Origin of the sequence: Tistlia sp. (genome assembly GCF_040905785.1) — a bacterium.
Classification (GTDB): Bacteria; Pseudomonadota; Alphaproteobacteria; order Kiloniellales; family DSM-21159; genus Tistlia.
The window spans coordinates 1-24,757 of record NZ_JBBDQW010000072.1 but is presented as its reverse complement, the minus strand read 5'-3'; the positions used below and the strand labels follow the sequence as shown (position 1 = coordinate 24,757).

Genomic DNA, 24,757 nt, shown 5'->3' with positions numbered 1-24,757 from the left:
TCCCACTACCCGCCCAGGCACAGGTTGACCCGGCGCGGCTGCCGTTGCTTGATGACGGGCCCGACAACCAGCGCGAGTTCGTCCGATGCCCACTCCCGCCCCTCGCCCAGGGAGCAACGTGCTCGCCGCCTGCCTGCTGGTCGCTGCCGGTCTGTTCCCTGCCGGCCTCTTTGCCGCGGCGCCGGCCGACGCGGCGGAGCCCTTGCCGCCACCGCAGACGCCGGGCGTGGCGGTGCCCGCCGGGCAGGCCGAGTGGGCGGTGGCGCAGCTCGACGGGCTGGTGGCCGAGCTCCTGGAGCGCAGCGGGCTGCCGGGCCTGGCCGTCGCCGTCGTGCATCGGGGCGAGACGGTCTATGCCAAGGGCTTCGGCCTGCGCCGGCGCGGCGAACCGGCGGCCGTCGATGCCGACACGGTCTTCCAGCTCGCCTCGGTCTCGAAGTCCATCGGCGCCACCGTGGTCGCACAGCAGCTGGCTGCCGGAGTCGATTGGGAAACTCCCGTCTCGCAGCACCTGCCCTGGTTCACCCTCGCGGACGCCTGGGTCGGACGGAGCGTGACCATCGGCGACCTCTATGGCCACCGCTCAGGCCTGCCGGAGCATGCCGGCGACGACCTCGAGGACCTCGGCTACGGCCGCCACGAGGTACTGGAGCGCCTGCACCTGCTGCCGCTGCACCCCTTCCGCGCGCACTACGCCTACACCAACTTCGGCCTGACGGCGGCGGCCGAGGCGGTGGCGGCGGCCGCCGGCCTCGACTGGGCGACGCTCTCCGAGCGGTCGCTCTACCGGCCGCTGGGAATGACGGCGACCAGCTCGCGCTTCGCCGATTTCGAGGCGCGCGAAAACCGGGCCCACGGCCACGTCCTGGGGCCCGAGGGCTACGCGCCGCTCCACCAGCGCCAGCCCGACGCCCAGTCGCCGGCCGGCGGCGTCAGCGCCAGCGTCCGGGACGTGGCGAAATGGATGGCCCTGGTGCTGGCGAACGGCCGCCACGAGGGTCGGCCGCTGATAGCGCCTAAGGCGCTGCTGCCCGCGATCACCGCACAGTCGGTCGCCTCGCCGTCCTATGCCGCCGACGCGCGGCCCAGCTTCTACGGCTTCGGCTTCAACGTCGCGGTGCAGCCCTCCGGGCGGACCAGCCTCGGCCATTCCGGCGCCTTCGCCCTCGGCGCTGCGACCAACTTCCTGATGATTCCCTCGCTCGATCTCGGCATCGCGGTGCTCAGCAATGCCGCCCCCATCGGCGCCGTCGAGGCGCTGGCCGCGAGCTTTGCCGACCTGGCCCAGTTCGGGAAGGTCACGCGCGACTGGTTGCCGGCCTACGGCGCGCGGATGGAGCAGATGACGGCGCCGGTCGGCAGCCTCGTCGGACAGCCGCGGCCGGCGTCGCCGAAGCCGGCGCGGCCCCGTTCGGCCTTCGTCGGGCGCTACGCCAACGCCTACTTCGGCGAGGCCGTGGTCGAGCAGCGCGGCGAGACCCTCGTCCTGCTGCTCGGGCCGGAGCGCCGGGCGCACGCGCTAACGCACTGGGACGGCGACACCTTCACCTATGTGCCGTTCGGCGAGAACGCTCCCGCCGGCTCGCTCTCCAGCGTCGCCTTCGCGGGCGCCGGAATCGGCCGCGCCACTGCCGTCACAGTCGAGTTCCTCGACAAGAACGGCCTCGGCACCTTCAGCCGGCAGTAGAGCGCCCGCGCCCGCGGAGACCCTCGGCGCGAGGCGAGGCTCGGCGATCGGGTCGTTGACCGCCCTCGCCATCGCCACCGAGGCGGAGAGACCGAAGCGATCGAGCGCGATATTGAGGCTGACACCGTGCCGGTGCGAAGGCGGCGTAGAAGACCCCCGAAGCCTGCCGCCTCTGCAGGGGTCGGCCGCTCGGTGTCGCCCTGCATGACCACCCCTCGGGTCACGGCGAGACCCGCCCGGGCAGGCGCACGTTCCGGCCTGCGCAAGGTCCGGAACGGCGCAAGTCCCGTGCGCTCTCACCTGCGCGGGTCGTCGTCCTCGTTCACGTACTCGATGCTCCAGGGCCCCATACTGTTGAGCTGGATGACCGTTTCGCCTTTCGCATAGACGTAGTGGGTCATGCCCGGCTCGAAGCCGAAGAAGCTCCCGGTCTCGAGTACTTCGGCCGTCGCGCGATCGGCCTCTTCGCCCGTCCCGAGAAGGAGCGTGCCAGAGATGATCGTCACGATCTCCGGCCTTGGGTGGGTATGGGGCGCGATGTGGTAGCCGTCCGGCAGTTTCAGGCGGAGCGCGAAGAGTTCCTCCGCGCCGGGGTCGCCATAGAGGACGGCCGCCTCCGCTCCCTTCTCGATCGATGCCGGGCCGGGACCCCATTCGACGGTCCCCGCCGGCACGACGGCATGCCCCTCGGCGGCGGGGGCGGGCGAAGCGGCCGCCATGGCGCAGCCGGCAGCCGCCAGGGCAACCATCGAAATCCAGGCGGTTCGTCCGGCTGATGCGCCAGGCTCGGTCCTGAAGATGCTCATGTTCTCGCTCCTCTGCTTGTCGTCGTCAGGCGGGACGACCGCAGGCCTATCACTCTGCCACGCCTGGACGGGCGGCGCGGCCCTGGACAACCCCGCGCCTGTAAGCTTGGCGGTCCCGACGGGTTGTCGCGTGCGACGTTCGTCGTATAGTCGGGAGGCGCCAACGTCGTGCGGCTCTCGCGAGCTTGGAGTCCTTCTTGAGGAACGCCTGCTCTGCGCGGGCCGGCGCGGCTGCCACTGACCGAGGGCTTCCCATGGCCAGGAGCAGCGAGGAGGTCCCAAGCCTCGTCCACCGCATCTACGACGCTGCGGTCGATCCCGCCCTCTGGCCGGACGCTCTGGTCGCCCTCACCGACGCGGTCGGCGGATCCCAGGTGATGATGGGCATCCACGATGTCTCCCAGGGTTCCGCCGTCGTGGTCGCGCCGCGCATGGATCCCGCCCATCTGGCGAGCTACCGGGAGCACTGGGGACGGGGCGACATCCTGTGGCAGCGCACGAACCGGGCGCCGATCGGGTGCGTCCTCCACGCGGAGCGCTTTGCACCACGGGAGGAGCTGGTCAGGACGCCCTTCTACAACGAGTGGTACCGCCCGCTCGGCCTGGGGACGGCTGGTCTGGGGGTGAATCTCTTCACCGACGACGGCCTCCCGGGGGTCTGCGGCATCAAGCGATCGTCGGAGCGGGCCGAATTTTCGGCCGAGGAGGTCGCTCTCTTCGCGGCCATCGTCCCGCATCTGGTTCGCGCGGTGGAGATTCAGCGCAGGCTGCAGCGCGCGAGCATCGCTTGCGAGGCCGCGCTCACTCTCGGCGGGCCGGTCCAGGGCGGCACGCTCCTGGCCGACGAGGCCGGCCGGTGCGTCGAGGCGAACGAGGTCGCCCAGACCATCCTGGATGCCGGCGACGGCCTGCTCCTCGAGAACGGACGGCTCGCCGGAACAAACGCCTCGACGACGGCGAGGCTGAGACGGTTGATCGCCGGCTGCGCCCGGCCCTCGATCTCGCGGAAAGCCGCGGGTGGCAGCCTGAAGATCCCGCGCGACCGGGAGCGCCCGCCGCTCCTCATCGAAATCGCGCCGCTCGACACCGGCCCCCGCGAAACGGAGCCCGATTGGCTGGGGCTTTCATCGCAGCTTGCGGTTCTCACGCTCACGGACCCGGAGCGTCAGCAAGCGCTGGCCAGGGAGTCTCTCAGAACCCGCTTCGACCTGACGCCGGCGGAAGCGAACCTGGCGATGGAGGTGGCGAGGGGCGACGGAAGACAGGCCGCTGCTGCTCGCGCCGGCATCTCCCTCGGCACGGCGCGAACGCATCTCTCGCGGATCTTCGACAAGCTCGGAGTCCAGCGCCAGGCTGAGTTGGTTCGCCTGGTCCTGGAAGTCAGCGGGAGCCCACGGGAATGAGGGGGGGGCCGACGGAGCACGGTCCAGGACGCCGGCAAGCATGCCGCTCACATCGGAACCGATCCCCTGGAAGCCGCAACCTCGCCGCCATTTGCTGCAGGACAAGAGGCGCGACTCCTTCCGGGGCAGACTTGGGGGACTCGCCGGAGACAGCCCGGCGAGGCGAAAGGAAACGCCATGCCCCCGTCCCACACTGCCGAGTCCGCCTGGTTCGACGCCCTGATGGCGCGCGAGGACCTCTTCGACCGCCTCGCCGAGCTCGACGGCGGCGTCGCCAAATTCCAGCGCGTGCTGCTGGAGGAGGAGACGGCGCGGCGCCTCTCGCTCGGCGACGTCGCCGCCATGCTCGCCACCACGCCCGAGGACCTGGTGGCGCTGGCCGACGGCGCCGACCTGCCGGGCCTCGCCGCGACGCCGGCGCTGCCGCCCGTGGCGGTCGCCTGGGAAGAGCTGGGGGCGGGCCTGAAGCCCGACGCCCTGGTCGACACGCGGCCGATCTTCGAGGCCGGCTTCGAGCCCTTGCCGGCGCTCCTGGACGCTGCCGAGGCCCTTGCCGAGGGCGGCCTGCTCCTGGTAATCGCGCCCTTCCACCCGCAGCCGCTGCGCCGCCTGCTCGGCCGGCGCGGCTTCACCTCGGCGGCGCGGCAGGAGCCCGACGGCTGGCGCATCGCCTTCCGGCGCGAGCGGAGCCTTCCCCGGGCGGCATGAGCCGGCGGCCGGCGGTTGGCAGTGCGACGGCAGGGGGCTACATAGGCCTTCGATCCCGCCAGCACCCGGAGCCCTTCGATGACCGACTACCGCGCCCCGCTCGACGACATGCGCTTCGTGCTCCAGGAGATCGCCGGGCTCGGCCGGATCGCCGAGCTGGAGCCTTTCGTCGAGGCGACGCCGGAGCTGGTCGAGGCGGTGCTGGAACAGGCGGGGCGACTCGCCGCCGAGGAGATCGCGCCGCTCAACCAGCTAGGCGACCTGCAGGGCTCGGTCTTCCAGAACGGCGTGGTGCGCACGCCCGAGGGCTTCCGCGCGGCCTACCGCCACTACGTCGAGGGCGGCTGGAACGCCCTGCCCTTCGACCCGGAATACGGCGGCCAGGGGCTGCCCTGGGCGCTGGCCTCGGCGGTCTCGGAGATGTGGAACTCGGCGAACATGGCCTTCGCGCTCTGCCCGCTGCTCAACATGGGCGCGGTCGAGCTGCTGCAGCACCACGGCTCGCCTGAGCAGAAGGCGAGCTACCTGCCGAAGATGATCGCCGGCGAGTGGTCGGGGACCATGAACCTGACCGAGCCCCAGGCCGGCTCCGACGTCGGCGCGGTCAAGACCCGGGCCACCCCGGCCGGTGCGGACGGCAGCTACCGTATCGTCGGGCAGAAGATCTACATCACCTACGGCGAGCACGACCTGTCGGAGAACATCGTCCACATGGTCCTGGCCCGCACGCCCGGGGCGCCGGCCGGCACCAAGGGCATCAGCCTGTTCATCGTGCCGAAGTTCCTGCCCAACGCCGAGGGCGGCCCGGGCCAGCGCAACGACCTGCGCTGCGCCTCGATCGAGCACAAGCTCGGCATCAAGGCCTCGCCGACCTGCGTCATGGCCTTCGGCGACGACGGCGGCGCCACCGGCTTCCTCGTCGGCGAGGAGAACCGGGGCATGGAGTACATGTTCACCATGATGAACAACGCGCGCCTGGCCGTCGGCATCCAGGGCGTGGCGATCGCCGAGCGCGCCTACCAGCAGGCCCGCGACTACGCTCGCCAGCGCGTCCAGGGCCGCGCGCTCGGCTCGAAGGACCCGGCGCCGGTGGCGATCGTCGAGCACCCCGACGTGCGCCGCACGCTGATGCTGATGAAGGCTCAGACCGAGGCGGCGCGCGCGCTGGCCTACTACACCGTGGCCGGCATGGACTTCGCGCGGGCGCACCCCGACGCCGGCGAGCGCCGGCGCCGCCAGACCGAGGTCGTCGAGCTGCTGACCCCGGTGGTCAAGGCCTGGTGCACCGACCTCGGCGTCGAGATCGCCTCGCTCGGCATCCAGGTCCACGGCGGCATGGGCTTCATCGAGGAGACGGGGGCGGCACAACACTACCGAGACGCCCGCATCAACCCGATCTACGAGGGCACCAACGGCATCCAGGCGCTCGACCTGATCGGCCGCAAGATCGCCCGCCTCGACGGCCAGCCGGTCCGGGCCTTCGCGGCCGAGGTACGGGCCTTCGTCGAGGGCGGAAACGGCGGCGGGACCGCTTCGGACCTGCCCGCGATCCGCGCCGCGCTGGGCGAGGCGCTGACCGCCTTCGAAGCGGCGACCGACTGGCTGCTCGAAAGCTTCGCACGCGACCCCCGCGAGGCGGCGAGCGGGGCCGGCGCCTACCTGCGCGCGCTCGGCACCCTGGCCGGCGGCTGGCTGCTCGGCAAGGGCGCCGAGGCGGCGGCGGCGCGCCTCGCCGAGGGCACTGGCGACGCGGCGTTCCTGTCAGCCAAGCTCGTCACCGCCCGCTTCTACGCCGACGTGGTCCTGCCCCAGGTCGCCGCCAACGCTGCCGCCGCTGCGCAGGGCGCCGGCAGCACCCTGGCCCTGGCCGAAGCCGACTTCTGACGAGGGACCCACCTGCGCGTCGCCCTGAGCCTGTCGAAGGGCGTCAAGACACTGGCCCCGTCACGTCGTTTGGCGGGACTCCGGCGGCGGGTTTAAGGCTTGCTTCACCATGGAGCGGCTAGATTGGGACGTCCCGACCGCAGGGGTTCCGCTCCCACCACGGACACAGAGCCAGATGACCGCCAGAATCGCGACCGCGGCGCCGCTGCGTCAGCGCATCGAGCAGCACCTGACCTTTTCGCTGGGCAAGAGTCCGGCCACGGCGAGCCCGCGCGACTGGCGCCTCGCCCTGTCGCGGGCGGTGCGCGACGAGATCGTCACGCCCTGGCTTGCCGCCGAGCAGAGGGCCCAGGCCGAGCAGCGCAAGCGGGTCTACTACCTGTCGATGGAGTTCCTGGTCGGCCGGCTGCTGCAGAACGCGGTCGCCAACCTCGGCCTCGAGGACCTGGTGCGCGACGCCCTGGCCGACCTCGGCGCCGACTACGACGCCATCGTGCTCGACGAGCCGGACGCCGCGCTCGGCAACGGCGGGCTCGGGCGCCTGGCGATCTGCTTCATGGATTCCCTCTCGAGCCTGGGCATCCCGGCCTACGGCTACGGCATCCGCTACGCCCACGGCCTGTTCCGCCAGCGCTTCCACGGCGGCTGGCAGGTCGAGGAGGCCGAGGACTGGCTCGCCGACGGCTCCCCTTGGGACTTCGAGCGGCCCGATCAGGCGGTGGCAATCGGCTTCGGCGGCACGGTTGCCGGCAGCCGCGGCGACGCAGCGGTCTGGACGCCGGCCGAGGTCGTGACGGCCGCCGCCCACGATACCCCGGTGCCGGGCTGGCGCGGCACCTGGGCCAACACCCTGCGGCTCTGGTCGGCGCGCCCGACCCAGCCCTTCGACCTCGCCGCCTTCAACCGCGGCGACTTCGCCGGGGCGGCGGCGCCGGCGGTGCTGGCCGAGACGATCAGCCGCGTGCTCTACCCCGACGACTCGACCGAGCAGGGCCGCGAGCTGCGCCTGAAGCAGGAGTTCTTCTTCACCGCCGCCTCGATCCGCGACCTGCTGCGCCGCCACCTGGCCGAGCACGACGGCCTGGAGTCGCTGCCGGCCAAGGTCGCGATCCAGCTCAACGACACCCACCCCGCCGTCGCCGGCGCCGAGCTGGTCCGCCTGCTGGTCGACGAGCACGGCCTGGCCTTCCACGAGGCCACCCAGCTGGCCCGCGGCTGCCTGCACTACACCAACCACACGCTGCTGCCAGAGGCCCTGGAGCGCTGGCCGGGCGCGCTCTTCGGCCGGGTCCTGCCGCGCCACCTGCAGATCGTCGAGCGCATCGACGAAAAGCATCGCGCCGAGCTCGCCGCCGCCGGCCGGCCGCGCCCCGAGTCGCTGCGCATCGTCGAGCCCTCCGGCGAGATCCGCATGGGCGAGCTGGCCTTCGTCATGGCGCGCCGCGTCAACGGCGTTTCGGCGCTGCACACCGAACTGATGAAGCAGACGGTGTTCCGCGCGCTGCACGAGGCCCACCCGGAGCGCATCGTCAACCAGACCAACGGCGTCACGCCGCGGCGCTGGCTCTACGGCTGCAACCTGCCGCTGCGGGCGCTGCTGACCGAGGCGATCGGCGACGCCTGGGTCGACGACCTGGAGCGCCTGGAGGAGATTCTGCCGCTGGTCGAGGACACCGGCTTCCGCGCGGCCTTCGCGCGCGCCAAACGGGCCAACAAGGTGCGCCTCGCCGCCTACGTCAAGGCGCGCACCGGCCAGACCATCGACCCCGACGCGCTGTTCGACGTCCACATCAAGCGGATCCACGAGTACAAGCGCCAGCTGCTCAACATCCTGGAGACGGCTGCGCTCGCCAACGCCATGCGCCGCACGCCGGAGGCCGACTGGACGCCGCGGGTCAAGATCTTCGGCGGCAAGGCCGCACCCGGATACGCCGACGCCAAGCTGATCATCAAGCTGATCAACGACGTCGGCGCGACGATCAACGCCGACCCGCGCCTCGCCGGCCGGCTGAGCGTGGTCTTCCCGGAGAACTACAACGTCTCCATGGCCGAGATCATGATCCCGGCCGCGGACCTGTCGGAGCAGATCTCGACCGCCGGCATGGAGGCCTCGGGCACGGGCAACATGAAGCTGGCGCTGAACGGCGCCCTGACCATCGGCACCCTGGACGGCGCCAACGTCGAGATCGGCGAGCGCGTCGGCGCCGAGAACATCTACGTCTTCGGCCTGAGCGCCGCCGAAGCGGCCGCCCACGCCCCCTTCCACGACGGCGCAGCCGCGATCGCCGACACGCCGGCGCTGGCCGAGGTCGTCCAGCAGCTCGGCAGCGGCCTCTTCTCGCCCGACGACCCCGGGCGCTACGCCGGCCTGGCCGAGCGGCTGCGCCGCGACGACCGCTACCTGGTGACTGCCGACTTCCAGGCCTATTTCGACGCCCAGCGCGCCGTCGACCTCGACTTCCGCGACACCGACGACTGGACCCGCCGCGCCGCCATCAACACCGCGCGCGCCGGCTGGTTCTCCTCCGACCGCACGATCCGCGGCTACGCCCGCGAGATGTGGCAGGTCGAGCCGGCGCTGCCAGCCGGCTGACGCGGAGAGTCAGCCCTGCCCGGCGAACAGCCGATCGAGGCTGCGCGCCAGGGTCGCGGCGTCGATCGGCTTGGACAGCAGGGTAACGGCGCCGACGCGCGACAGGCTGGCCGGGTCCAGGTCCTCGCCATAGCCGGTGCAGAGCAGCACCGGCTGGTGCAGGTCCTGGGCGCGCATCCACTCGATCAGCCCGGTGCCCGAGAGCTTCGGCATTCGGCGGTCGGTCAGCACGGCCTCGACCGCCTCACCCCCGGCGAGGGCGTGGCGGGCGCGCTCGCCGTCCTCGACCAACAGCGGCCGGTAGCCGAGCCGTTGCAGCATCTCCCCGAGGGCCTCGCGCAGCACGAGGTCGTCCTCGGCGACCAGGATGCGCTGGCCCCGGCCCCTGGGTAGCCGCCGACGCGCCGCCGAGGCCGCCGTGTCGGGGCCGGTTGCATCGCCGGGGGCAGGCGCCTCCCCCGGTACCGCCCCGGCGGCCGGCCACAGCAGCCGGACCGCCGTGCCCTGGCCCGGAGCGCTATCGACCAGGATCGCGCCGCCCTGCCCGAGGGCCTGGCCGAACGCGCAGGACAGCCCCAGGCCGCGGCCCCGCGCCGGCTCGCGGGTCGTGAAGAAGGGCTCGAAGGCGTGCTCCAGCACGGCTTCGGTCATGCCGGCGCCGCTGTCGCGCACGACCAGCTCCAGGAAGCGGCGCCCCGGATCGGGGGCGCCGGCCGCGACGAGCAGGCGCCTGCCGTCGGCCTGGCGCTGCAGGATCACCCGCGCCGGCTCGCCAAGCTTGCCAAGGCCCGGCAGCCGGCCGGGCTCCTCGGCCAGGCGCCAGCTTACCTCGAGCCGGCCGGCGCGGCCCTCCAGGGCCTCGGCGGCATTGGCGAGCAGTTGGCGCAGCACCTCGGCGAAGACCTGGGGCTCGGCTTCGACAGCAAGATCCTGGTCGCCCTCGACGTCCAGGGCCGTCCCGTCCGGAAGGCGCGGCCGCAGGGTCGCGCAGGCCTGCGCGACGACCGGGCCGACCGCCACCGCCTGGCCCGGCCTCCTGCCGGGGCGCGCGAAAGCCAGGGCCTCGTCGAGCCTGCGTTTGGCGCCCTCGGCCGCGAGCGCGATCTGCCCGGCGAAGCCGTGCGGCTGGCTGTCCTTCGGCAGGTCCTCGCGCAGGAAGCGAGCGAAGCCGAGGATCGAGGTGAGGGCGTTGTTCAGGTCGTGGGACAGGTCGCCGGCCAAGCGGCGCAGCGCTTCCAGGCGCTCGCTGCGCGCTTCGGCGCGGGAGATCAGTCCCCCCTCCGGGCCGGCCCCCTCGTTCTCGCCCCCGAGAAGCAGGCCGAGCAGCCCGCCGGTATCGGCCGCGGAGAGCGATAGCTGGAAAACCGGGGCCGGCGCGACCGCGCGCCCCAGCGCGACAGGGCCGCGCCAGTGGCCCTCGCGCAGGATCGCCGGCAGGGCCTCGCGCTCGATCAGGCGCCGCGACGCCCCGTCGAAGAGGCTCTCCCAGGGGCAGCCGACCGCGGCGTCGCCCGGTGGCACGCCCAGGCGCCGGCGCAGCGCCGGATTGAGGTAGGCGATCCGGCCCCGGCCGTCGCAGAGGAACAGCGGCTCCCGCAGGCCCTCGAGCGCCGCGGCCAAATCCTCGCCGTCCGGGCCGTCGGCCGCCGCGCGGCCCTCGGAAGCCTCGCGGTCTCCGGACTCCGGGACGTCGGTCTGCAACGGCCTGCCTCTCGAAGCGCCCCGGCTGGGAAAGCGAGGTCCGAGTCAAAGCCTGCACCCTCGCCCCGGCCGTTTCCAGCCCCGCGCTGGTCAACGGCAGGTAAAAAAAAGACGCTCCGGCGCCAATGGCGCCGAAGCGTTCAAGGAAGGGTTGTGCAGCGGTACGGCCCGGCGCTTGCTGGTGTCCGGGGCGGGCAATCGCTACCCTTGCCCGCAACCGTGATATGGGGTCGGCCCGGGCGCAGGCCAAGCCGTGCGCAATCGGCACGAGATGGAATCTGCAAGGCAAAGATGGCAAGACCGCGTCGTCTGGCGGCCGCCGGCGCGGCGAACTGGCAGAAAAAAACCGCGCAATAGACAGGGAAAGGAGCGATGGCCGCGCGGCCCGGCAAACGGCTGCCAATCGAGAACCTGGCTCGCCGGGCGCGCTTTGCTCGCGACTTGACCCTGCCGGCTCCGCCACGGGATAAGCCCGATACAGGGTCCTTCCGGAGTCGCCCCTTGCCGCCGTCCGCGCCGCGCCGCCTTCTCGCTCTCGCACTCGCCGCGGTCCTGTCGCTGGCGGCCTGCGGTGGCGCGGACAGGCCTGGGGCCACCGCCTCCGAGCCGCGCGCCGAGGCGATGCCGCTGATCTACACGCCGGCCCAGCAGGTGGCGCAGCGCTACGACTACGACGCCGCCGACGCGGCGACCCGGACCGGCGGCGAAGCCCTGGCGCGCGGCGACCTGGCCGAAGCGCGGCGGCGCTTCGAGGCGGCGATCGAAGACTGGCCGCTGTTCCGCGCGGCCTGGGAGGGCCTGGCCGAGACCGCCGAACGCCAGGACGACGCCGAGGCCGCCGCGCGCGCGCGCTTCTTTCTGGCCCGCTTCGACTGGGTCGCGGAGATCCATCCGCTGGCTGCCGCCCAGGCCTTCCGCAATCTCAGCGAAGGCCGGACCACCGACAGCGCGGTCGCGTCGCCGGCCTACCGCGAGCAGGCGGCCCGGCTGGTCGACTTCCTGCAGTCGGCAGACCTGGCGAACGTCGAGGCCGCCAACCGCGCCCAGCCCGGCGAGGATTTCGTGCAGCGCTATGGGATCTACGTCGCCGGACTGGTCGGCGTCGCCCTGATCGTCTCGCGGTTCAGCAGCCTGTTCTCCGACAGCGATTCCGGTTCCGACTGACCCCGGGCAACAATCGTCGTTGTTGCATTCCAGCAGGCCTTTCTTGTTAAGTTCCTCCATGTCCCTTGCAGCGATCGTTCGAGTCTGGCGCCAGGAGCGCGGGCTTTCCCAGCCGCAGCTCGCGAAGCTGGTCGGCGTCTCCCAGCAGGCGATCCAGCAGCTCGAGTCGGGCGACACCAGAACGCCTAGATATCTTGTCCGCCTGGCGCGCGAGATGGCCGCCGACCCTGAAGCGCTGCTCGACGGCCGGCTGGAGCCGGCAGGCGGCGGGCGCGCCGCGACTCCGCCCGGCGTCGCCGCGCCGCTGCCCAACGCCGGCGGGGCGGTGCCGACCAGCTTCGGCGCCCGCGACCTGCCGGTCTACGCCAGCGCCCAGGGCGGGCCGGAGGGCATGCTGGTCAGCTACGAACCGATCGAGTGGATCGAGCGGCCCTCGCCCCTGGCCGGCGTGCCCAGCGCCTTCGCGATGTACGTCGTCAACGACTCGATGGAGCCGCGCTATCGCCAGGGCGACCTGCTGCTGGTCCACCCGCAGCGGCCGGTCAGACGCGGCCAGGACGTGCTGGTGATCCGCGCATCGGACGACAGCCAGCACGCCGCCTACGTCAAGGAGCTGGTCGCGCTCGACGGCGCGCGGGTGCGCCTGCGCCAGCTCAACCCTCCCGGCGAGTTCGAGCTCGCGCGCGACCTGGTCGTCGGCCTGCACCTGGTGGTCGGCGTCTGGTACGGCGGCTAGCCTGGGCACGGACGCCCTTCAGGTGCGCAGCGCGATCCGCGGGTCGGTCATGCGGGCGACGCCCAGCAGGAAGCGCACGGGGCCCTCCGGCTCGGCGCAGTAGGGCAGCAGCAGGCGCTGGTATGGCACCTTCGCGCCGCTCGCCGGCCAGGTCATCAGGCCGTCGATGAAGACCGGCTCGGCTGACTCCAGGGCCCGGCTCAGGTCGGCCCGCAGGTTGGTGCCGGCGTCGGAATGCGCGAGCAGCTCGTCGACCGTCAGCCCGGTGATCTCGCGGCCGTAGATCAACCGGTAGGAGGTCCCTGCCAGACGCACCACGTAGCTGGCTTCCGCCTCGATGCGCTCGAGCAGGAACAGCATCGGCAGCAGGCGGGCCGGAAAGTCGGTCACGTCGATCAGGCTCTTCGACGGCAGCGCCTGCGCGCCCTTCTGGGCACGCCAGTGGGCGAGCACCCACTGCATGTCGTCGATCGCCTGGGGCGGGAGACTGAACTCGTTCATAGATCTGAAGTTATCCCGGCGGGCCGCGGAAGAATAGCCCGGTGGCTCGCTCCGGATCAATTGCGGTTTCGGAATACAACCGTCAGCTTCAGCATCGCCGGCGGAGCACAAGTGCGCGCTCGGAAGGAACAGGGAGAAGCACTTCTACGCGAAGCCGAGGTCGCCTGCCGCGACCTGGGCGCCGTAGCCGCTGAAGCGCGCCAAGGCCTGCTCGTGCCGCTCCGGCGTGTCGGCGGCGCAGGCATCGGTGACGCAGACCATGCGATAGCCGCGCGCGCAGCCCTGCCGCATGGTCTGCTCGACGCACTGGTCGGTCAGGAAGCCGGTGCACAGGACGGTCTCGACGCCGAGATTGCGCAGCAGGTAGTCGAAGCAGGTCGAGTTGAACAGGCAGGCCGAGGTCTTGGGCAGGACGATCTCGTCGGCGGCCGGTGCCACCGCCTCGACGACGCGGGCCTCCGCCGAGCCCTTGGCGATGAAGAAGCCCGAGAGCTTGTAGTCGAGGCTGCGGTCCCGGCCGTCGCGGGTCAGGTTCTCCATGACCGTGAAGATCACCTCGACGCCGGCGGCCCGGGCGCGCGCCTGCAGGTCCCGCAGCGTCGGCAGCACGAGCCCCCCGGCCCGCTCGTAGAAGGCCGGGCGCGGCGGGTGCTTGTCCGGGTCGAGCACGTAGTTCTGCACGTCGATCAGGAGCAGCGCCGTGCTGCGAGAGTCAAGGCGGCGGAGGTCCGAGCGGCCCGGCTTGAAGTCTCCGGTCATTTCACCTCCACCAGCGGCTCGTCGAGGCCGAACAGGCCCTTCGGCCGCCAGATCAGCACCAGGATCAGCGCGACCGCCACGACGACCTGGGTCATGCCGTAGAGCCCGAGCGACTCCTCGACGGGACGCAGGGCCTCGCTGCCCAGGCTGAAGGCGAGGGCGGCGAAGATCGCGCCCAGGATGCTGCCCTGGCCGCCGACGACGATCATCGCGACCAGGTTGAAGGCGAGCATCAGGCCGAAGGACTTGGGCGTCATCACGGCGACCACGTGCGGCAGCAGCGCGCCGCAGAAGCCGGCGACGCCGGCCCCCAGCACGAAGGCCGTGATCTTGAGGCCGACGGCGTCGATGCCGAAGCAGCGCGCCGCCATCTCGTTCTCGCGCACCGCCAGCATGGCGCGGCCGATCGAGGCATGCTTCAGCCGCCAGCAGCCGACCACGACGACCAGGGTCGCAAGCGCGATCAGCCACAGCTCGGCCGAGCGCGGCACGCCGGTCAGGCCCCGGCCGCCGCGGGTCAGGCCGTCGAGGTTGAGGGCCAGGCTCTGCACGATGATGATCAGCCCCAGGGTCGCGACCGCCAGGTAGTGGACCTTGAGGCGCAGCACGGAGGCGCCGACGAGGCGCGCCGCGGCGGCCGCGGCCAGCGCCGCGATCAGGGCGGCGACCGGCAGCGGCCACTCGATGCCGGAGAAGACCGCCGGCAGGTCGGGCATGGCGAAGGATTTGCGCGCCGCTGGATAGGTGAAGGCGATGGCGACGTAGGCGCCGAGCGTCATGAAGGCGGGATGGCCCAGGCTGAACAGCCCGGTGAAGCCGTTGGTCATGGTCAGGCTGACCGCCAGCATGACGTTGATCAAGGTCAGGGCGCCCAAGGTGCGGTGGTAGCCGCTGCCGAGCAGCTCGAGCAGGACGACCGTCCCGGCCAGCAGCAGAACCAGCAGGACCAGGGCCTGGCGCTGCGATAGGCGCCGGGAAAGCCGCCGGGCAAGCCGGGCCGGGGTCATGCGCGCTCCTCCTCCTCGCGGCCGAACAGGCCCTGGGGGCGCAGCAGAAGGATCAGGATCAGCAGGGCGAAGACGAAGGCGTCGCGATAGCCCGAGTACTCGGAGGGCATGAAGCCGACGAAGGCGACCTCGGCGAAGCCCAGGATGTAGCCGCCGAGGACCGCGCCAGGCACCGAGCCGACACCGCCGATGATCGTCGCGACGAAGGCCTTGAGGCCGGGCACGAAGCCCATCAGCGGATCGATCTGGCCGAACTTGCCGCCCCAGAACAGGCCCGCGATGGCGGCCAGCGCGCCGCCCAGGCCGAAGGCGGCGAGCACCGCGCGGTTGAGCGAGATGCCCATCAGCCGCGCCGCCACGGCGTTTTCCGAGACCGCGCGCATGGCGATGCCCAGGCGCGTGCGCTGCACGAAGAGCACGACCGCCCCGGCCAGCAGCAGGGTCGCCGCCGGGATCGCCAGGTCGATCACCGCGATGTTGACCGGGCCCAGGGCCAGGCGCTCGCGGAAGACGCTGGGAAAGCCGAAGTTGCGCGGCTGCGCGCCGAGGATCATCAGCCCGAGGTTCTGGATCGCCACCGAGGCCGAGAGCGTGACGATGAAGCCGGTGATCATCGGCGCGCCGCGCAGCGAGCGGAAGGCGAGACGCTCGATGACGCCGCCGGCCGCGAAGCCGCCGGCCATCACCAGCAGCGGCACGAAGGCCCAGGCGACCTCGCCGACCGCGACCAGCCCGAGCGTCGAGAAGGCACCGATCATCATCAGGTCGCCGTGGGCGAAGTTGACCAGGCGCACGACGCCGTAGATCAGCGAGAAGCCGATCGCGACCAGGGCGTAGAGGCTGCCCAGGGTCAGGCCGTTGACGAGCTGCTGCAGCAGGTAGCCGCTCATGCCGAGGCTCCCAGGTAGGCCTGGACGACGCCGGCGTCCTCGAGCAGCGCGCGGCCGGTCCCGGACATCACGATTCGCCCCTCCTCCATGACGAAGCCCTTGTGGGCGATCTCGAGCGCCAGCATGGCGTTCTGCTCGACGATGAGCATGGCGACGCCGCGCTCCCGGTTGAGCTCGACCAGCGTGTCGAAGATCCGCTCGGTGATCTGCGGCGCGAGGCCGAGCGAGGGCTCGTCGAGCAGCAGGACCTTCGGCTGGGCCATCAGCGCGCGGGCGACCGCCAGCATCATCTGCTCGCCGCCGGACAGGCCGCCGGCGTTGAGGCCGCGCCGCTCGCCCAGCACCGGGAAGAGGGCATAGGCCTCGCCGAGCAGCCGGCGCACCTCGGCCTCGTCGCGGTTCAGGTAGGCGCCGAGGCGCAGGTTCTCCTCGATGGTCAGCCGCGCGAAGACCTGGCGGCCCTCCGGGCAGTGGATCAGCCCGCCGGCGACCAGGGCCGCGGGCGTGCTCCGCGCAACGTCGAGCGTGCCGCTTTCGAGCTCCAGGGTGGCGCGGCCGCAGGCGATCGGCAGCAGGCCCGACAGCGCCATCAGGGTGGTCGTCTTGCCGGCGCCGTTGGCGCCGACCAGGGCGGCGATCTCGCCGGCGCCCAGCTCCAGGGTCAGGCCGTGCAGCACCCGGGTACGCCCGCGCACGACCTGCAGCTCCTCCAGCCTCAGCATGGCGCGCTCGCGGCGACGGCGGCGGGCTGGCGGCGGCGGCCGAGATAGACGGCGACGACGTCGGGGTCGCGCAGCACCTCCTCGGTCGGACCCTCGGCCAGGCGCTCGCCCTTGTGCAGCACGAGCAGGCGCCGGCACAGCCCGGCGACCATGCGCACGTTGTGCTCGACCAGGACGATGGTCAGGCCGTCGTCGGCGTTCAGCCGGGTGATCAGCGTCGAGAGGTCGGCCTTCTCGCGCTCGTTCATGCCGGCGGCCGGTTCGTCGAGCAGCAGCAGGCGCGGTTCGCTGGCGAGAGCGCGGGCGATCTCGACGCGTCGCCGATCGCCGTAGGACAGGGCGTCGGCGCGCTGCCGGGCGAGGTCGCCGAGGCCGGTGCGGGCCAGCACCGCCTCCGCCCGCTCGCGGATCGCCGCCTCGCTGCGCCTCAGGCGCGGGCCGCCGAAGAGGGCGTCGAAGAGGCCGGCGCCGTGACGGGCATGGGCGCCAGCCATGACGTTCTGCAGCACCGTCAGCTCCTCGAACAGGCGGATGTTCTGGAAGGTCCGGGTCATGCCGAGGCGCGCCCGGCGCTCGGGGCTGGCGCGGCTGATGTCCTGGCCGGCGAAGCGGATGCTGCCGGCGCCGCCGGCGAGCACGCCGCTCAGCAGGTTGAAGGCGGTGGTCTTGCCGGCGCCGTTCGGGCCGATCAGCCCCAGCAGGTCGCCCTCCGCGACCGAGAGCTCGAAGTCCCGGAGCGCGACGACGCCGCCGAAAGCGATGCCCAACCCCCGGGCCGCGAGCAGATCCGTCATGCCGGTCCCAGTGCCATGGCCTGTCCCAGTAGGTGGCGCGTGCCGACGGTCCCCCCGACCGGCCCGACTTGGACAATATCGGACATAATTGCATCCACAAGCCTGGATGTACAAAATCGTTCGTGCTAGGAGCCGCCTCACGCAACCCCACCTGTGCACCATGGACAAGAGCAGCATGAGCGAAGCCGATCTCGCGCCGGGCGAGCCGGTCGAGGGGCCGTCGCCGGCGCCCCTGCTGGGACCCGACGAGCCCGCGCCCTTCGCCGCCGAGAACCTCGAGGGGCGCAGCCGGATCCTGCTGGTCTGCGAGCACGGCGGCCGGCGCTTCCCGGCACGGCTCGGCCCGCTGGAGCTGGCGCCCGAGCACCGGGAGGCGCACTTCGTCTGGGACATCGGCGCCCTGGCTCTGGCGCGCCACCTGTCCGGGGCTCTCGACGCGCCGCTGCTGCACCAGCGCTACTCGCGGCTGCTCTGCGACCCCAACCGCCGCCCCGACGTGCCGAGCTATATCCCGGAGACCGGCGAGGGCCTGCCGGTGCCGGGCAACCAGGGCCTGAGCGAGGCCGAACGACGCCAGCGCACCGACGAGATCTGGCGGCCCTTCCACGACGGCGTCACGGGGGTGCTCGACCGCCGCTGCGCCGAAGGCCGGACGCAGGCGCTGGTCACGATCCACAGCTTCACGCCGGCGTTCCACGGCGTCGCACGACCCTGGGAGGCCGGCGTGCTCTACGACCGCGACCCGGCGCTCTCGCCCGCCCTCTTCGAGGTGCTGCACGACCGCTTCGGCGACCTGATCGGCCGCAACGAGCCCTACGCCGTCGGGCCCGAGACCGACTACACGATCCCGGTCCACGGCGAGCAGCGCGGCCTGCCCTGCGTCGAGATCGAGGTGCGCAACGACCTGCTGCGCGACGACGCGGGCACCCTGCGCTGGTCAGGTATCCTGGAGGGCGCGCTCCGCGAGGCCTGCGCGCGCGTCGGCATCGAGGTCGACCCCGACGCGGCGGACGGCCGGTGAAGCAGGTCGCGCCGGTCCGGAACTGGCCGCTGACGCCGGCCGTCACCGCAATCCTGGTCATCGACCTGCAGCGAAGCCAGGCGCTGCCCGAGCGGCTCGCCGCGGCGCCGGAGCTCGCCGCGGCGCTGCAGGGGCGCCTGCTGCCGGCCGTGGCGCGGCTGGTGGCGGGCGCACGCGCCGCCGGCTGCGAGATCCTCTACACGGTGACCGAGGCACTGACCCTGGACGGCCGCGAACGCGGCCTCGACCACAAGCTCGCGGGCACCCTGGTGCCGAACGGCTCGCCGCTCGCCGAGACCCTGCCGGAGACCGGGCGGCAGGAGGACGACCTGCTTCTGCGCCGGACCTCCTCGGGCGTCTTCACGGCGACCAACCTGGACTACCTGCTGCGCAACCTCGGCGTCCGCAACCTGGTGGTCGCCGGCCTGGCGACCGACCAGGCCGTCGACATGGCGGTGCGCGACGGCGCCGACCTCGGCTACTACCTGGTCTGCGCGGCCGACGCCTGCGCCGCCGGCACCGAGGCGCAGCACGCCCAGTCCCTGAGGGCCTTCGGCGGCTACTGCCGGGTGCAGACGGTCGAGGAGATTCTGGCGGACATCGCGGCGGCCGCCTGACCGGGCGACGTCGCCGGGACCGGCATGAGAAAAGGCCCCGCAGCGGACTGCGGGGCCTTTTTTCGTCCTGCCGGCGTCGCGCCCGCGGGTCACTCCGGCCGCCAGATCTCCTCGACGGCGAACTTGCCGCCCTGCACCGAGATGATCGAGATCGGCTTGGGCGGCACCATGGTGTCGCGGGTGTAGGAGATCTCGCCGGTGACGGCGGTGAAGCCGCGCGTCTCCTCCAGGGCGTCGCGGATCGCCGAGGGCTCGGCCGAGCCGGCCCGCTCGATCGCGTCGACGACCAGCATCAGGGCGTCGTAGCCGAGCGGCGCGAAGGCATTCTCCGGCTCGACGCCGTACTCCTTCTCGTAGGCGGCGATGAAGTCCGTGACCTCCTTGCGGTCGTCGCCCCGGTAGGTGTGGGTCGAGAAGTAGACGTCGTTGGCCAGCTCCGGCCCCGGCGTCGTCGCGACCAGGTCGGTGTCGAAGCCGTCGCCCGAGACGACCGGCAGCTCGAGCCCGGCCTCGCGGATCTGCTTGACCGAGAGGCCCGCCTCGGTCGGGATCGCCGAGACGAAGACGGCGTCCGGCGCCGGGTCCGCCGACTTCAGGCGCGCGATCTGGGCCGAGAAGTCGGTGTCGCCGATCATGAAGGAGTCCTCGGAGACGATCTCGCCGCCGCGCTCGACGAAGCGCTCGATGAAGAACTTGCTGAGCGCCTTGGTGAAGTCCATCGACTGGTCGGTCCAGACCGCGGCCTTGCGGAGCCCGAGCTTGTCGTAGGCGTAGTCGGCGATCGCGTAGGACTGGTCGTCGTCGCCGAAGGGCGTCATGAACATGTGGTCGCCGACCCAGGCCGGCAGCTCCGGATGGGTCGCCCCGGAGGTGACGAAGGGGATGCCCTCCTCCTGGAACAGGGGGGCCGCGGCCATCACGAAGGTCGTGTCGGACATGCCGATCCCGGCGACCACGCCGTCCGACAGCACGCGCTGTGCCGCCTTGGCCGTCTCCTGCTGGTCGGTGCGCGTGTCGATCGCCACGACCTCGATCTGCCGGCCGAGCACGCCACCGGCCTCGTTGACCTGCTTGGCCGCGAGCTCCGCGCCGCGCAGCGAGGGGCCGTCGAGCGAGGACATGCCGCCGGTCACGTTGTAGAGGGCGCCGATCTTGATCGGCTCCTGGGCGGAGGCGCCGCCCGTCGCAGCGAGCCCCAGCCCGAGGCCGGCGGCCAGCGCGAGTGCGAGTGTCTTGGAAAGTCCCGTCATGTCATCTCCCCGTTGTTCGCTGCCAGGGGCGCCACCCCATTCTTCCGGGAGCGACCGCCGCTGCTTCCATCACCGTTACCTGGCCGGAAGGCTAGCCGAGCCGGGCGTAGAGTCAACAGTATCGTACATTTTCGTCTTGAGGGATTGCAGATGTACCAATAGGTTCTTCGGCGTCGGCGGTCCGGCTTTGCCCGCCGCCGGGCCGCTCGAAGAGCCATCGCAACCCAACGGACGGATCGCACGTGGAGGTCGACAGGGACCGCAGCTTGGCCGGGGCACTGAAAGCCGCCTACGCCGAGCTCGGCAAGCAGGAGAAGAGCGTGGCGCGGGCGATCCTCAAGGATTACCCCGTCTCGGCGCTGTCCACCGTGGCCGCCCTGGCCGACAGCGCCGGCGTCAGCACCGCCACCGTGCTGCGCCTGGTCAACCGGCTCGGGCACGAGACCTACGGGCAGTTCCAAGAGGCCGTGAAGCGCGACCTCAACACGCTGCTGCAAGGCCCCTCGGACCGCTTCGACCCGGCGCCGGGCGCACCGGGCAGCTTCGCCCAGGCCACCTTCGCCCAGGTCGGCGGGAACCTGAAGGAGGGCGCGCGCGGCGTCCTGGAGGCCGACTTCCAGGATGTCGTCGAGCTGCTCGCCGATCCGCGGCGCACGACCTACTGCATCGGCGGCCGCTATTCGCGCTACGTCGCCGGCCTGTTCGCCGACTACCTCGGGGTGCTGCGCGACAAGGTCCACCTGGCCGACGGCCAGCCGGACGGCTGGTCGCGGCTGCTGGTGGACATGGATTCGCGGTCGACCGTCGTCGTCTTCGACATCCGGCGCTACCAGCGCACCGTCCGCCGCTTCGCCGCCCTGGCCAAGCAGCGCGGCGCCCGGCTGGTCGTGGTCACCGACGTCTGGGCCGACCGGGCGACCTTCGAGGCCGACTACACCTTCCAGCTGCCGACCGCCTCGCCCTCGCTGATGGACAGCTTCGCCGCACCGCTGGTCCTGGCCGAGAGCCTGATCGGCGCGCTCGCGATCCGGCTCAAGGACTCGCTCAAGGAGCGCCTGGCGCTGTGCGAGGAGCTGGACTGCGTCGAGACCAACCTCAACCTCGCCTGGCCCGGCATCCCCAAGGACGGCCCCCTCGAGCACGCCCTGACGCACGACCCCCTCGCCCGCAGTACCAAGAAAGACGAGACATGACGCCGAACCGCTCCCAGAACGCCGAGTCCCAGAATGCCCGGCCCCAGGGCGCCCGCCCCGACACCGACCTGATCATGGTCTGCACGCCCGACATCGCCGGCCAGCTGCGCGGCAAGGCGATGCCCCGGCGCGCCATCGAGAGGCGGCGGGAGATCGGAGTCGGCTGGACGCCGACCAACGTCATGATCACCGCCTTCGGCCCGATCGCGCCGAGCCCCTGGGGTGCGCTCGGCGACCTGATGCTGCGGCCCGACTTCTCCAGCGAGGTCGACCTCGCGCTGCCCGACTGGGGCCTCGACGAGTCCTTCGTGCTGGGCGACCTGCTGACCCTGGACGGCGCACCCTGGGAATGCTGCCTGCGCGGCCAGCTGGCGCGCGCCCTGGAGCGCCTGGAGCGCGATCACGGCCTCCGGCTGATCGCCAGCTTCGAGCACGAGTTCCACTACTCGGACGCCGAGGCGCAGCCGGGCCTGGGCTACGCGCTGCGCGCTCTGCGCCGGCTCGGCGCCTTCCCGAACCGCCTGATGGCGGTGCTGGACAGGGCGGGCCTGGAGCTCGACACCTTCATGCCGGAGTACGGCCCCGGCCAGTGCGAGGTCACCGTCGCGCCGCAGCCCGGCCTGCGCGCCGCCGACGAGGCCTCGATCCTGCGCGAGCTGACCCGCGCCACGGCGCGCGGCCTGGGCGCACGCGCCAGCTTCGCGCCGATCCTCGACCCGAACGGCGTCGGCAACGGCGTCCACGTCCACTTCAGCCTGCAGGACCGCGAGGGCCGCCCGCTGTCCCACGACCCGGCGGCGCCCGAGGGCGTCTCGAAACCCGCCGCCGCCTTCCTGGGCGGGATCGTGCGGCGCCTGCCGGAGATGGTCGCGCTGACCGCCCCCGGCGTGCCCTCCTACCTGCGCCTGACGCCGAACCGCTGGAGCGCCGCCTTCAACAACCTGGGCAGCCAGGACCGGGAGGCCTCGCTGCGCATCTGCCCGGTGTTCGGCACCGGCCTCTCGGCCGAGCAGCACGCCGGCCGCTTCAACTTCGAGTACCGCGCCGCCGACGCCGCCGCCAGCCCGCACCTGGTGCTCGCCGCCATCGTCAACGCCGGCCTCGAGGGCCTCGACGAGGGGCTGCCGCTGCCGACGGTGACGACCCAGAACCTCGCCGAGCTCGAGCCCGACGCGCTGGCCGCGCTCGGCCGCGAGCGCCTGCCGACCAGCCTCGCCGCCGCCCTCGACCGCCTCGAGGCCGGGACCTGGGCGACCCGTGCCTTCGGCGAGGTCCTGGTCGAGGCCTACCGGCGCCACAAGCGCGCCGAGATCGACCTGATGAAGGAGCTCTCCCCCGAAGAGCTTTGCGCCCGCTACGCGCTGGCCTACTGAGGCGGCGCGGGGGGTGTCGCGTCGGGCGCTGCAACGTTCCTCGACGACGCTCGGGGCGAAGCGGACGGTGCGAGCGGCATGCGTCTACTTCCCTAACACGTCTAGGCACTTAGGGGGTCTTGAACCGGCCCGCCGCCTCACCAATATCGCTTCTGCGGCCGCCGCCTGATGGGGCGGCCCGGGTTCCAGGTGGAACCGCGGTTTGTCATCGCTTTGCGGAGGATGTCGAGCCATGCAGGCAAGCGAAGCTTTCGCCGAATCCCAGGCCGCTCCCGCGCTTTTGGCGGGCGCGCCCGATCTCTTCCTCGATCCGCAGTCCGAGCACGTCAGCCTGGGCGGCCGCATCGTCGGCCAGGCCGTCACCCTCGGCCGTCGCGTCCAGTTCTTCTCGGACCAGACCTGGCTCGCCGAGCTGGACGGCCGGATTTTCGACGACCTGGAGGCGATACGCCGCGCCTTGAAGCGCGCCCTCTCGCCGCGGATCGGCGCTCCCGGCCTCGCGGGGGCCGGGCCGCGGGCGAGGTGAGCCGCGCGCTGGAGGGCGTCCGATGCCGAGGCCGCTCCCTTGCGATTCGGCCCGCCCGGCCGCTGCGAGACGGCTGACACGCGGTCCTGCAGCCGCCGGGCCCGAGGCCCTGCGCAGCGACGGCCGACATCGCTCGAGACAGGGAGCCGGCATGGCCGCGGGCCGGTCCAGAGAGCCGGACTGGCTGGCCGCCGCCGGTCTCGCCGCTTGGCTGATCGCGCCGGCTCCCTTTTTCTGGGCGCCGCCCTTCTGGGTGGTGGTGCTTTCATCCCGCTGACCGGTCGCCACGAGCCGGGGCCGGTCGAGGTTCACGTCTTGCTTCGCAAGGAGGAGAAGGAGCCATGGAACTGAACAGCCTGATTCCCTGGAATCGCAAGACCGAGATCGGTCGCGCCGTCGAGGAGCACCCGCTGGCGAGCTTCCAGCGCGAGATGGACCGCTTCTTCGACGAGGTCTGGCGGCGCTGGGACCTGGCGCCCTCGGGCGGCAACCGCTTCGGCTGGACGCCCAGCACCGACGTCGCAGAGAACGACGCGGCTGTGGAGATGACCATGGAGTTGCCCGGTCTCGACGAGAAGGACGTCGAGGTCACGCTCGAGGGCGATCGCCTGATCGTCCAAGGCGAGAAACGCCAGGACCGCCAACAGGAGGAGGCCGGCACCGGCTGGCTGGTGAGCGAGCGGCGCTGGGGCCGGTTTCAGCGCGTGATGCCCCTGCCGCCCCACGTCGACCGCGACAAGGTCGCGGCCAGCTTCCAGGACGGCGTGCTCAAGGTGACGCTGCCCAAGACCGAGGAGGCGCGCCGCGAGACCCGGCGCATCGAGGTCCGCAAGGGGAAGGCCGCACAGCGCGCCGCGTGAGCGGCCTTCGGGAGCCGGCGGGCCGCGGGCCTCGCCGGCGCCCCTTCCCGAGCGGCCCGCAACGCCTTCGCCCAGGGAGGTGCAGCCATGCGCTTCGACCCCGGCAACCTGACGAGACATCGCAACAGAGGCGACCACGACCCAGACATCGACCGGCTGCTGGTGCTCGGCGGCACCGTCGCCGGCGCCTTCTTCCTCGCCTCGCTGGCGCCGCCGCCCCTGGCCTGGGCGATCTTCGGCGGCCTGCTGCAGTGGGCGGCGCTCGGGAGCCTGCTCGCCGCAGCCCTGCTGCGCGAGCCGGTCTGGGCGCCCCAGGTCACCCTCTGGGACCAAGCAGCGGCGCTGCTCCTGCTCGCCCTGGCGATCGACCTCGCCCTCGACCCCCAGGCGGTCGCCGACCAGCTGGCCGCTCTGCAGCAGGCCGGCGTGGCGGCGCCCTAGGATCGTCCCGGGCGACGCGCAACGTCGCGCCCGGGCGGCTCAGAGGCTTTTCGGAAATGGGGGAAATGGTGCCCAGGGGCGGGCCGTCTATCCGTCGCTAGGTCAACAGGTTAGGGCCCGG

The 24,757-nt window shown here is 72.1% G+C and carries 23 protein-coding genes; 14 read left to right on the top strand and 9 right to left on the bottom strand.

Going from position 1 to position 24,757, the window contains the following annotated elements:
- Positions 1-85: 85 nt before the first annotated feature.
- Entirely contained in the window at positions 86-1,687 is a 1,602-nt protein-coding gene (locus WD341_RS16185) for a serine hydrolase (RefSeq protein WP_368426513.1), read from the top strand.
- A 296-nt stretch (positions 1,688-1,983) separates the two neighbouring features.
- Here the strand turns inward: WD341_RS16185 and WD341_RS16180 are convergent, their stop codons facing one another.
- Entirely contained in the window at positions 1,984-2,493 is a 510-nt protein-coding gene (locus WD341_RS16180; protein ID WP_368426512.1) for a cupin domain-containing protein, read from the bottom strand.
- A gap of 254 nt (positions 2,494-2,747) precedes the next feature.
- Here WD341_RS16180 and WD341_RS16175 point away from each other — a divergent pair, with 254 nt between their 5' ends.
- The 4 genes from WD341_RS16175 (at position 2,748) to WD341_RS16160 (ending at position 9,081) form a co-directional block, all read left to right on the top strand.
- Positions 2,748-3,896: a helix-turn-helix transcriptional regulator gene (locus tag WD341_RS16175; protein ID WP_368426511.1), complete on the top strand. Its 1,149-nt coding sequence runs from the start codon at positions 2,748-2,750 to the stop codon at positions 3,894-3,896.
- Positions 3,897-4,073: 177 nt separating this feature from the next.
- Positions 4,074-4,604, top strand: a complete 531-nt coding sequence (locus WD341_RS16170; protein ID WP_368426510.1) for a DUF2249 domain-containing protein — start codon at positions 4,074-4,076, stop codon at positions 4,602-4,604.
- A 78-nt stretch (positions 4,605-4,682) separates the two neighbouring features.
- Positions 4,683-6,488 carry an acyl-CoA dehydrogenase gene (locus WD341_RS16165; RefSeq protein ID WP_368426509.1) on the top strand — a complete coding sequence of 602 codons (1,806 nt, stop codon included), beginning with the start codon at positions 4,683-4,685 and terminating at the stop codon, positions 6,486-6,488.
- Positions 6,489-6,663: 175 nt separating this feature from the next.
- Positions 6,664-9,081 (top strand): glycogen/starch/alpha-glucan phosphorylase, encoded by a 2,418-nt coding sequence (locus tag WD341_RS16160; protein ID WP_368426508.1) that lies wholly within the window; start codon positions 6,664-6,666, stop codon positions 9,079-9,081.
- Positions 9,082-9,090: 9 nt separating this feature from the next.
- On the opposite strand, the gene WD341_RS16155 is transcribed toward WD341_RS16160, so the two are convergent.
- A complete protein-coding gene (locus WD341_RS16155) occupies positions 9,091-10,782 on the bottom strand; it encodes a response regulator (protein WP_368426507.1) in 1,692 nt (563 codons plus the stop codon).
- 501 nt (positions 10,783-11,283) lie between these two features.
- On the opposite strand from WD341_RS16155, the gene WD341_RS16150 reads away from it, so the two are divergent.
- Positions 11,284-11,946 carry a hypothetical protein gene (locus tag WD341_RS16150; protein ID WP_368426506.1) on the top strand — a complete coding sequence of 221 codons (663 nt, stop codon included), beginning with the start codon at positions 11,284-11,286 and terminating at the stop codon, positions 11,944-11,946.
- A gap of 58 nt (positions 11,947-12,004) precedes the next feature.
- Positions 12,005-12,682 carry an XRE family transcriptional regulator gene (locus WD341_RS16145; RefSeq protein WP_368426505.1) on the top strand — a complete coding sequence of 226 codons (678 nt, stop codon included), beginning with the start codon at positions 12,005-12,007 and terminating at the stop codon, positions 12,680-12,682.
- Between the two features lie 18 nt (positions 12,683-12,700).
- Here the strand turns inward: WD341_RS16145 and WD341_RS16140 are convergent, their stop codons facing one another.
- The 6 genes from WD341_RS16140 to WD341_RS16115 all read right to left on the bottom strand — a co-directional run bounded on the left by WD341_RS16140 (position 12,701) and on the right by WD341_RS16115 (position 17,355).
- On the bottom strand, positions 12,701-13,183 hold the full coding sequence (locus WD341_RS16140; RefSeq protein ID WP_368426504.1) for a PAS domain-containing protein: 483 nt from the start codon (positions 13,181-13,183) through the stop codon (positions 12,701-12,703).
- A gap of 144 nt (positions 13,184-13,327) precedes the next feature.
- Positions 13,328-13,942, bottom strand: a complete 615-nt coding sequence (locus tag WD341_RS16135) for a cysteine hydrolase family protein (protein WP_368426503.1) — start codon at positions 13,940-13,942, stop codon at positions 13,328-13,330.
- Positions 13,939-14,949, bottom strand: coding sequence for a branched-chain amino acid ABC transporter permease (locus tag WD341_RS16130; RefSeq protein WP_368426502.1), 1,011 nt, complete (start codon positions 14,947-14,949; stop codon positions 13,939-13,941). Before WD341_RS16130 ends, WD341_RS16135 begins: the two co-directional genes overlap by 4 nt.
- Positions 14,946-15,839 (bottom strand): branched-chain amino acid ABC transporter permease, encoded by an 894-nt coding sequence (locus WD341_RS16125; protein WP_368426501.1) that lies wholly within the window; start codon positions 15,837-15,839, stop codon positions 14,946-14,948. Before WD341_RS16125 ends, WD341_RS16130 begins: the two co-directional genes overlap by 4 nt.
- Complete coding sequence (locus WD341_RS16120) at positions 15,836-16,561, bottom strand: ABC transporter ATP-binding protein (protein WP_368426500.1); 726 nt, start codon at positions 16,559-16,561, stop codon at positions 15,836-15,838. The genes WD341_RS16125 and WD341_RS16120 overlap by 4 nt, the downstream gene beginning before the upstream one ends.
- The gene (locus tag WD341_RS16115; protein ID WP_368426499.1) at positions 16,555-17,355 is read right to left on the bottom strand and encodes an ABC transporter ATP-binding protein; all 801 of its coding nucleotides are present in this window, start codon (positions 17,353-17,355) and stop codon (positions 16,555-16,557) included. The genes WD341_RS16120 and WD341_RS16115 overlap by 7 nt, the downstream gene beginning before the upstream one ends.
- Before the next feature lie 175 nt (positions 17,356-17,530).
- Between WD341_RS16115 and WD341_RS16110 the strand changes: the two genes are divergently transcribed.
- Both WD341_RS16110 and WD341_RS16105 read left to right on the top strand, forming a co-directional pair.
- On the top strand, positions 17,531-18,376 hold the full coding sequence (locus WD341_RS16110) for an N-formylglutamate amidohydrolase (protein WP_368426498.1): 846 nt from the start codon (positions 17,531-17,533) through the stop codon (positions 18,374-18,376).
- Positions 18,373-18,993, top strand: coding sequence for a cysteine hydrolase family protein (locus WD341_RS16105; protein WP_368426497.1), 621 nt, complete (start codon positions 18,373-18,375; stop codon positions 18,991-18,993). The genes WD341_RS16110 and WD341_RS16105 overlap by 4 nt, the downstream gene beginning before the upstream one ends.
- Positions 18,994-19,082: 89 nt before the next feature.
- On the opposite strand, the gene WD341_RS16100 is transcribed toward WD341_RS16105, so the two are convergent.
- Positions 19,083-20,243 carry an ABC transporter substrate-binding protein gene (locus WD341_RS16100; RefSeq protein ID WP_368426496.1) on the bottom strand — a complete coding sequence of 387 codons (1,161 nt, stop codon included), beginning with the start codon at positions 20,241-20,243 and terminating at the stop codon, positions 19,083-19,085.
- Positions 20,244-20,485: 242 nt separating this feature from the next.
- Here WD341_RS16100 and WD341_RS16095 point away from each other — a divergent pair, with 242 nt between their 5' ends.
- From WD341_RS16095 to WD341_RS16075, 5 genes are all read left to right on the top strand, one after another.
- Positions 20,486-21,436, top strand: coding sequence for a MurR/RpiR family transcriptional regulator (locus WD341_RS16095; protein ID WP_368426495.1), 951 nt, complete (start codon positions 20,486-20,488; stop codon positions 21,434-21,436).
- Entirely contained in the window at positions 21,433-22,809 is a 1,377-nt protein-coding gene (locus WD341_RS16090; RefSeq protein ID WP_368426494.1) for a glutamine synthetase, read from the top strand. Before WD341_RS16095 ends, WD341_RS16090 begins: the two co-directional genes overlap by 4 nt.
- A 232-nt stretch (positions 22,810-23,041) precedes the next feature.
- Positions 23,042-23,335, top strand: coding sequence for a hypothetical protein (locus tag WD341_RS16085; protein ID WP_368426493.1), 294 nt, complete (start codon positions 23,042-23,044; stop codon positions 23,333-23,335).
- Positions 23,336-23,676: 341 nt separating this feature from the next.
- Complete coding sequence (locus tag WD341_RS16080; RefSeq protein ID WP_368426492.1) at positions 23,677-24,195, top strand: Hsp20/alpha crystallin family protein; 519 nt, start codon at positions 23,677-23,679, stop codon at positions 24,193-24,195.
- Between the two features lie 87 nt (positions 24,196-24,282).
- The gene (locus tag WD341_RS16075) at positions 24,283-24,636 is read left to right on the top strand and encodes a hypothetical protein (RefSeq protein WP_368426491.1); all 354 of its coding nucleotides are present in this window, start codon (positions 24,283-24,285) and stop codon (positions 24,634-24,636) included.
- Positions 24,637-24,757 lie beyond the last annotated feature (121 nt).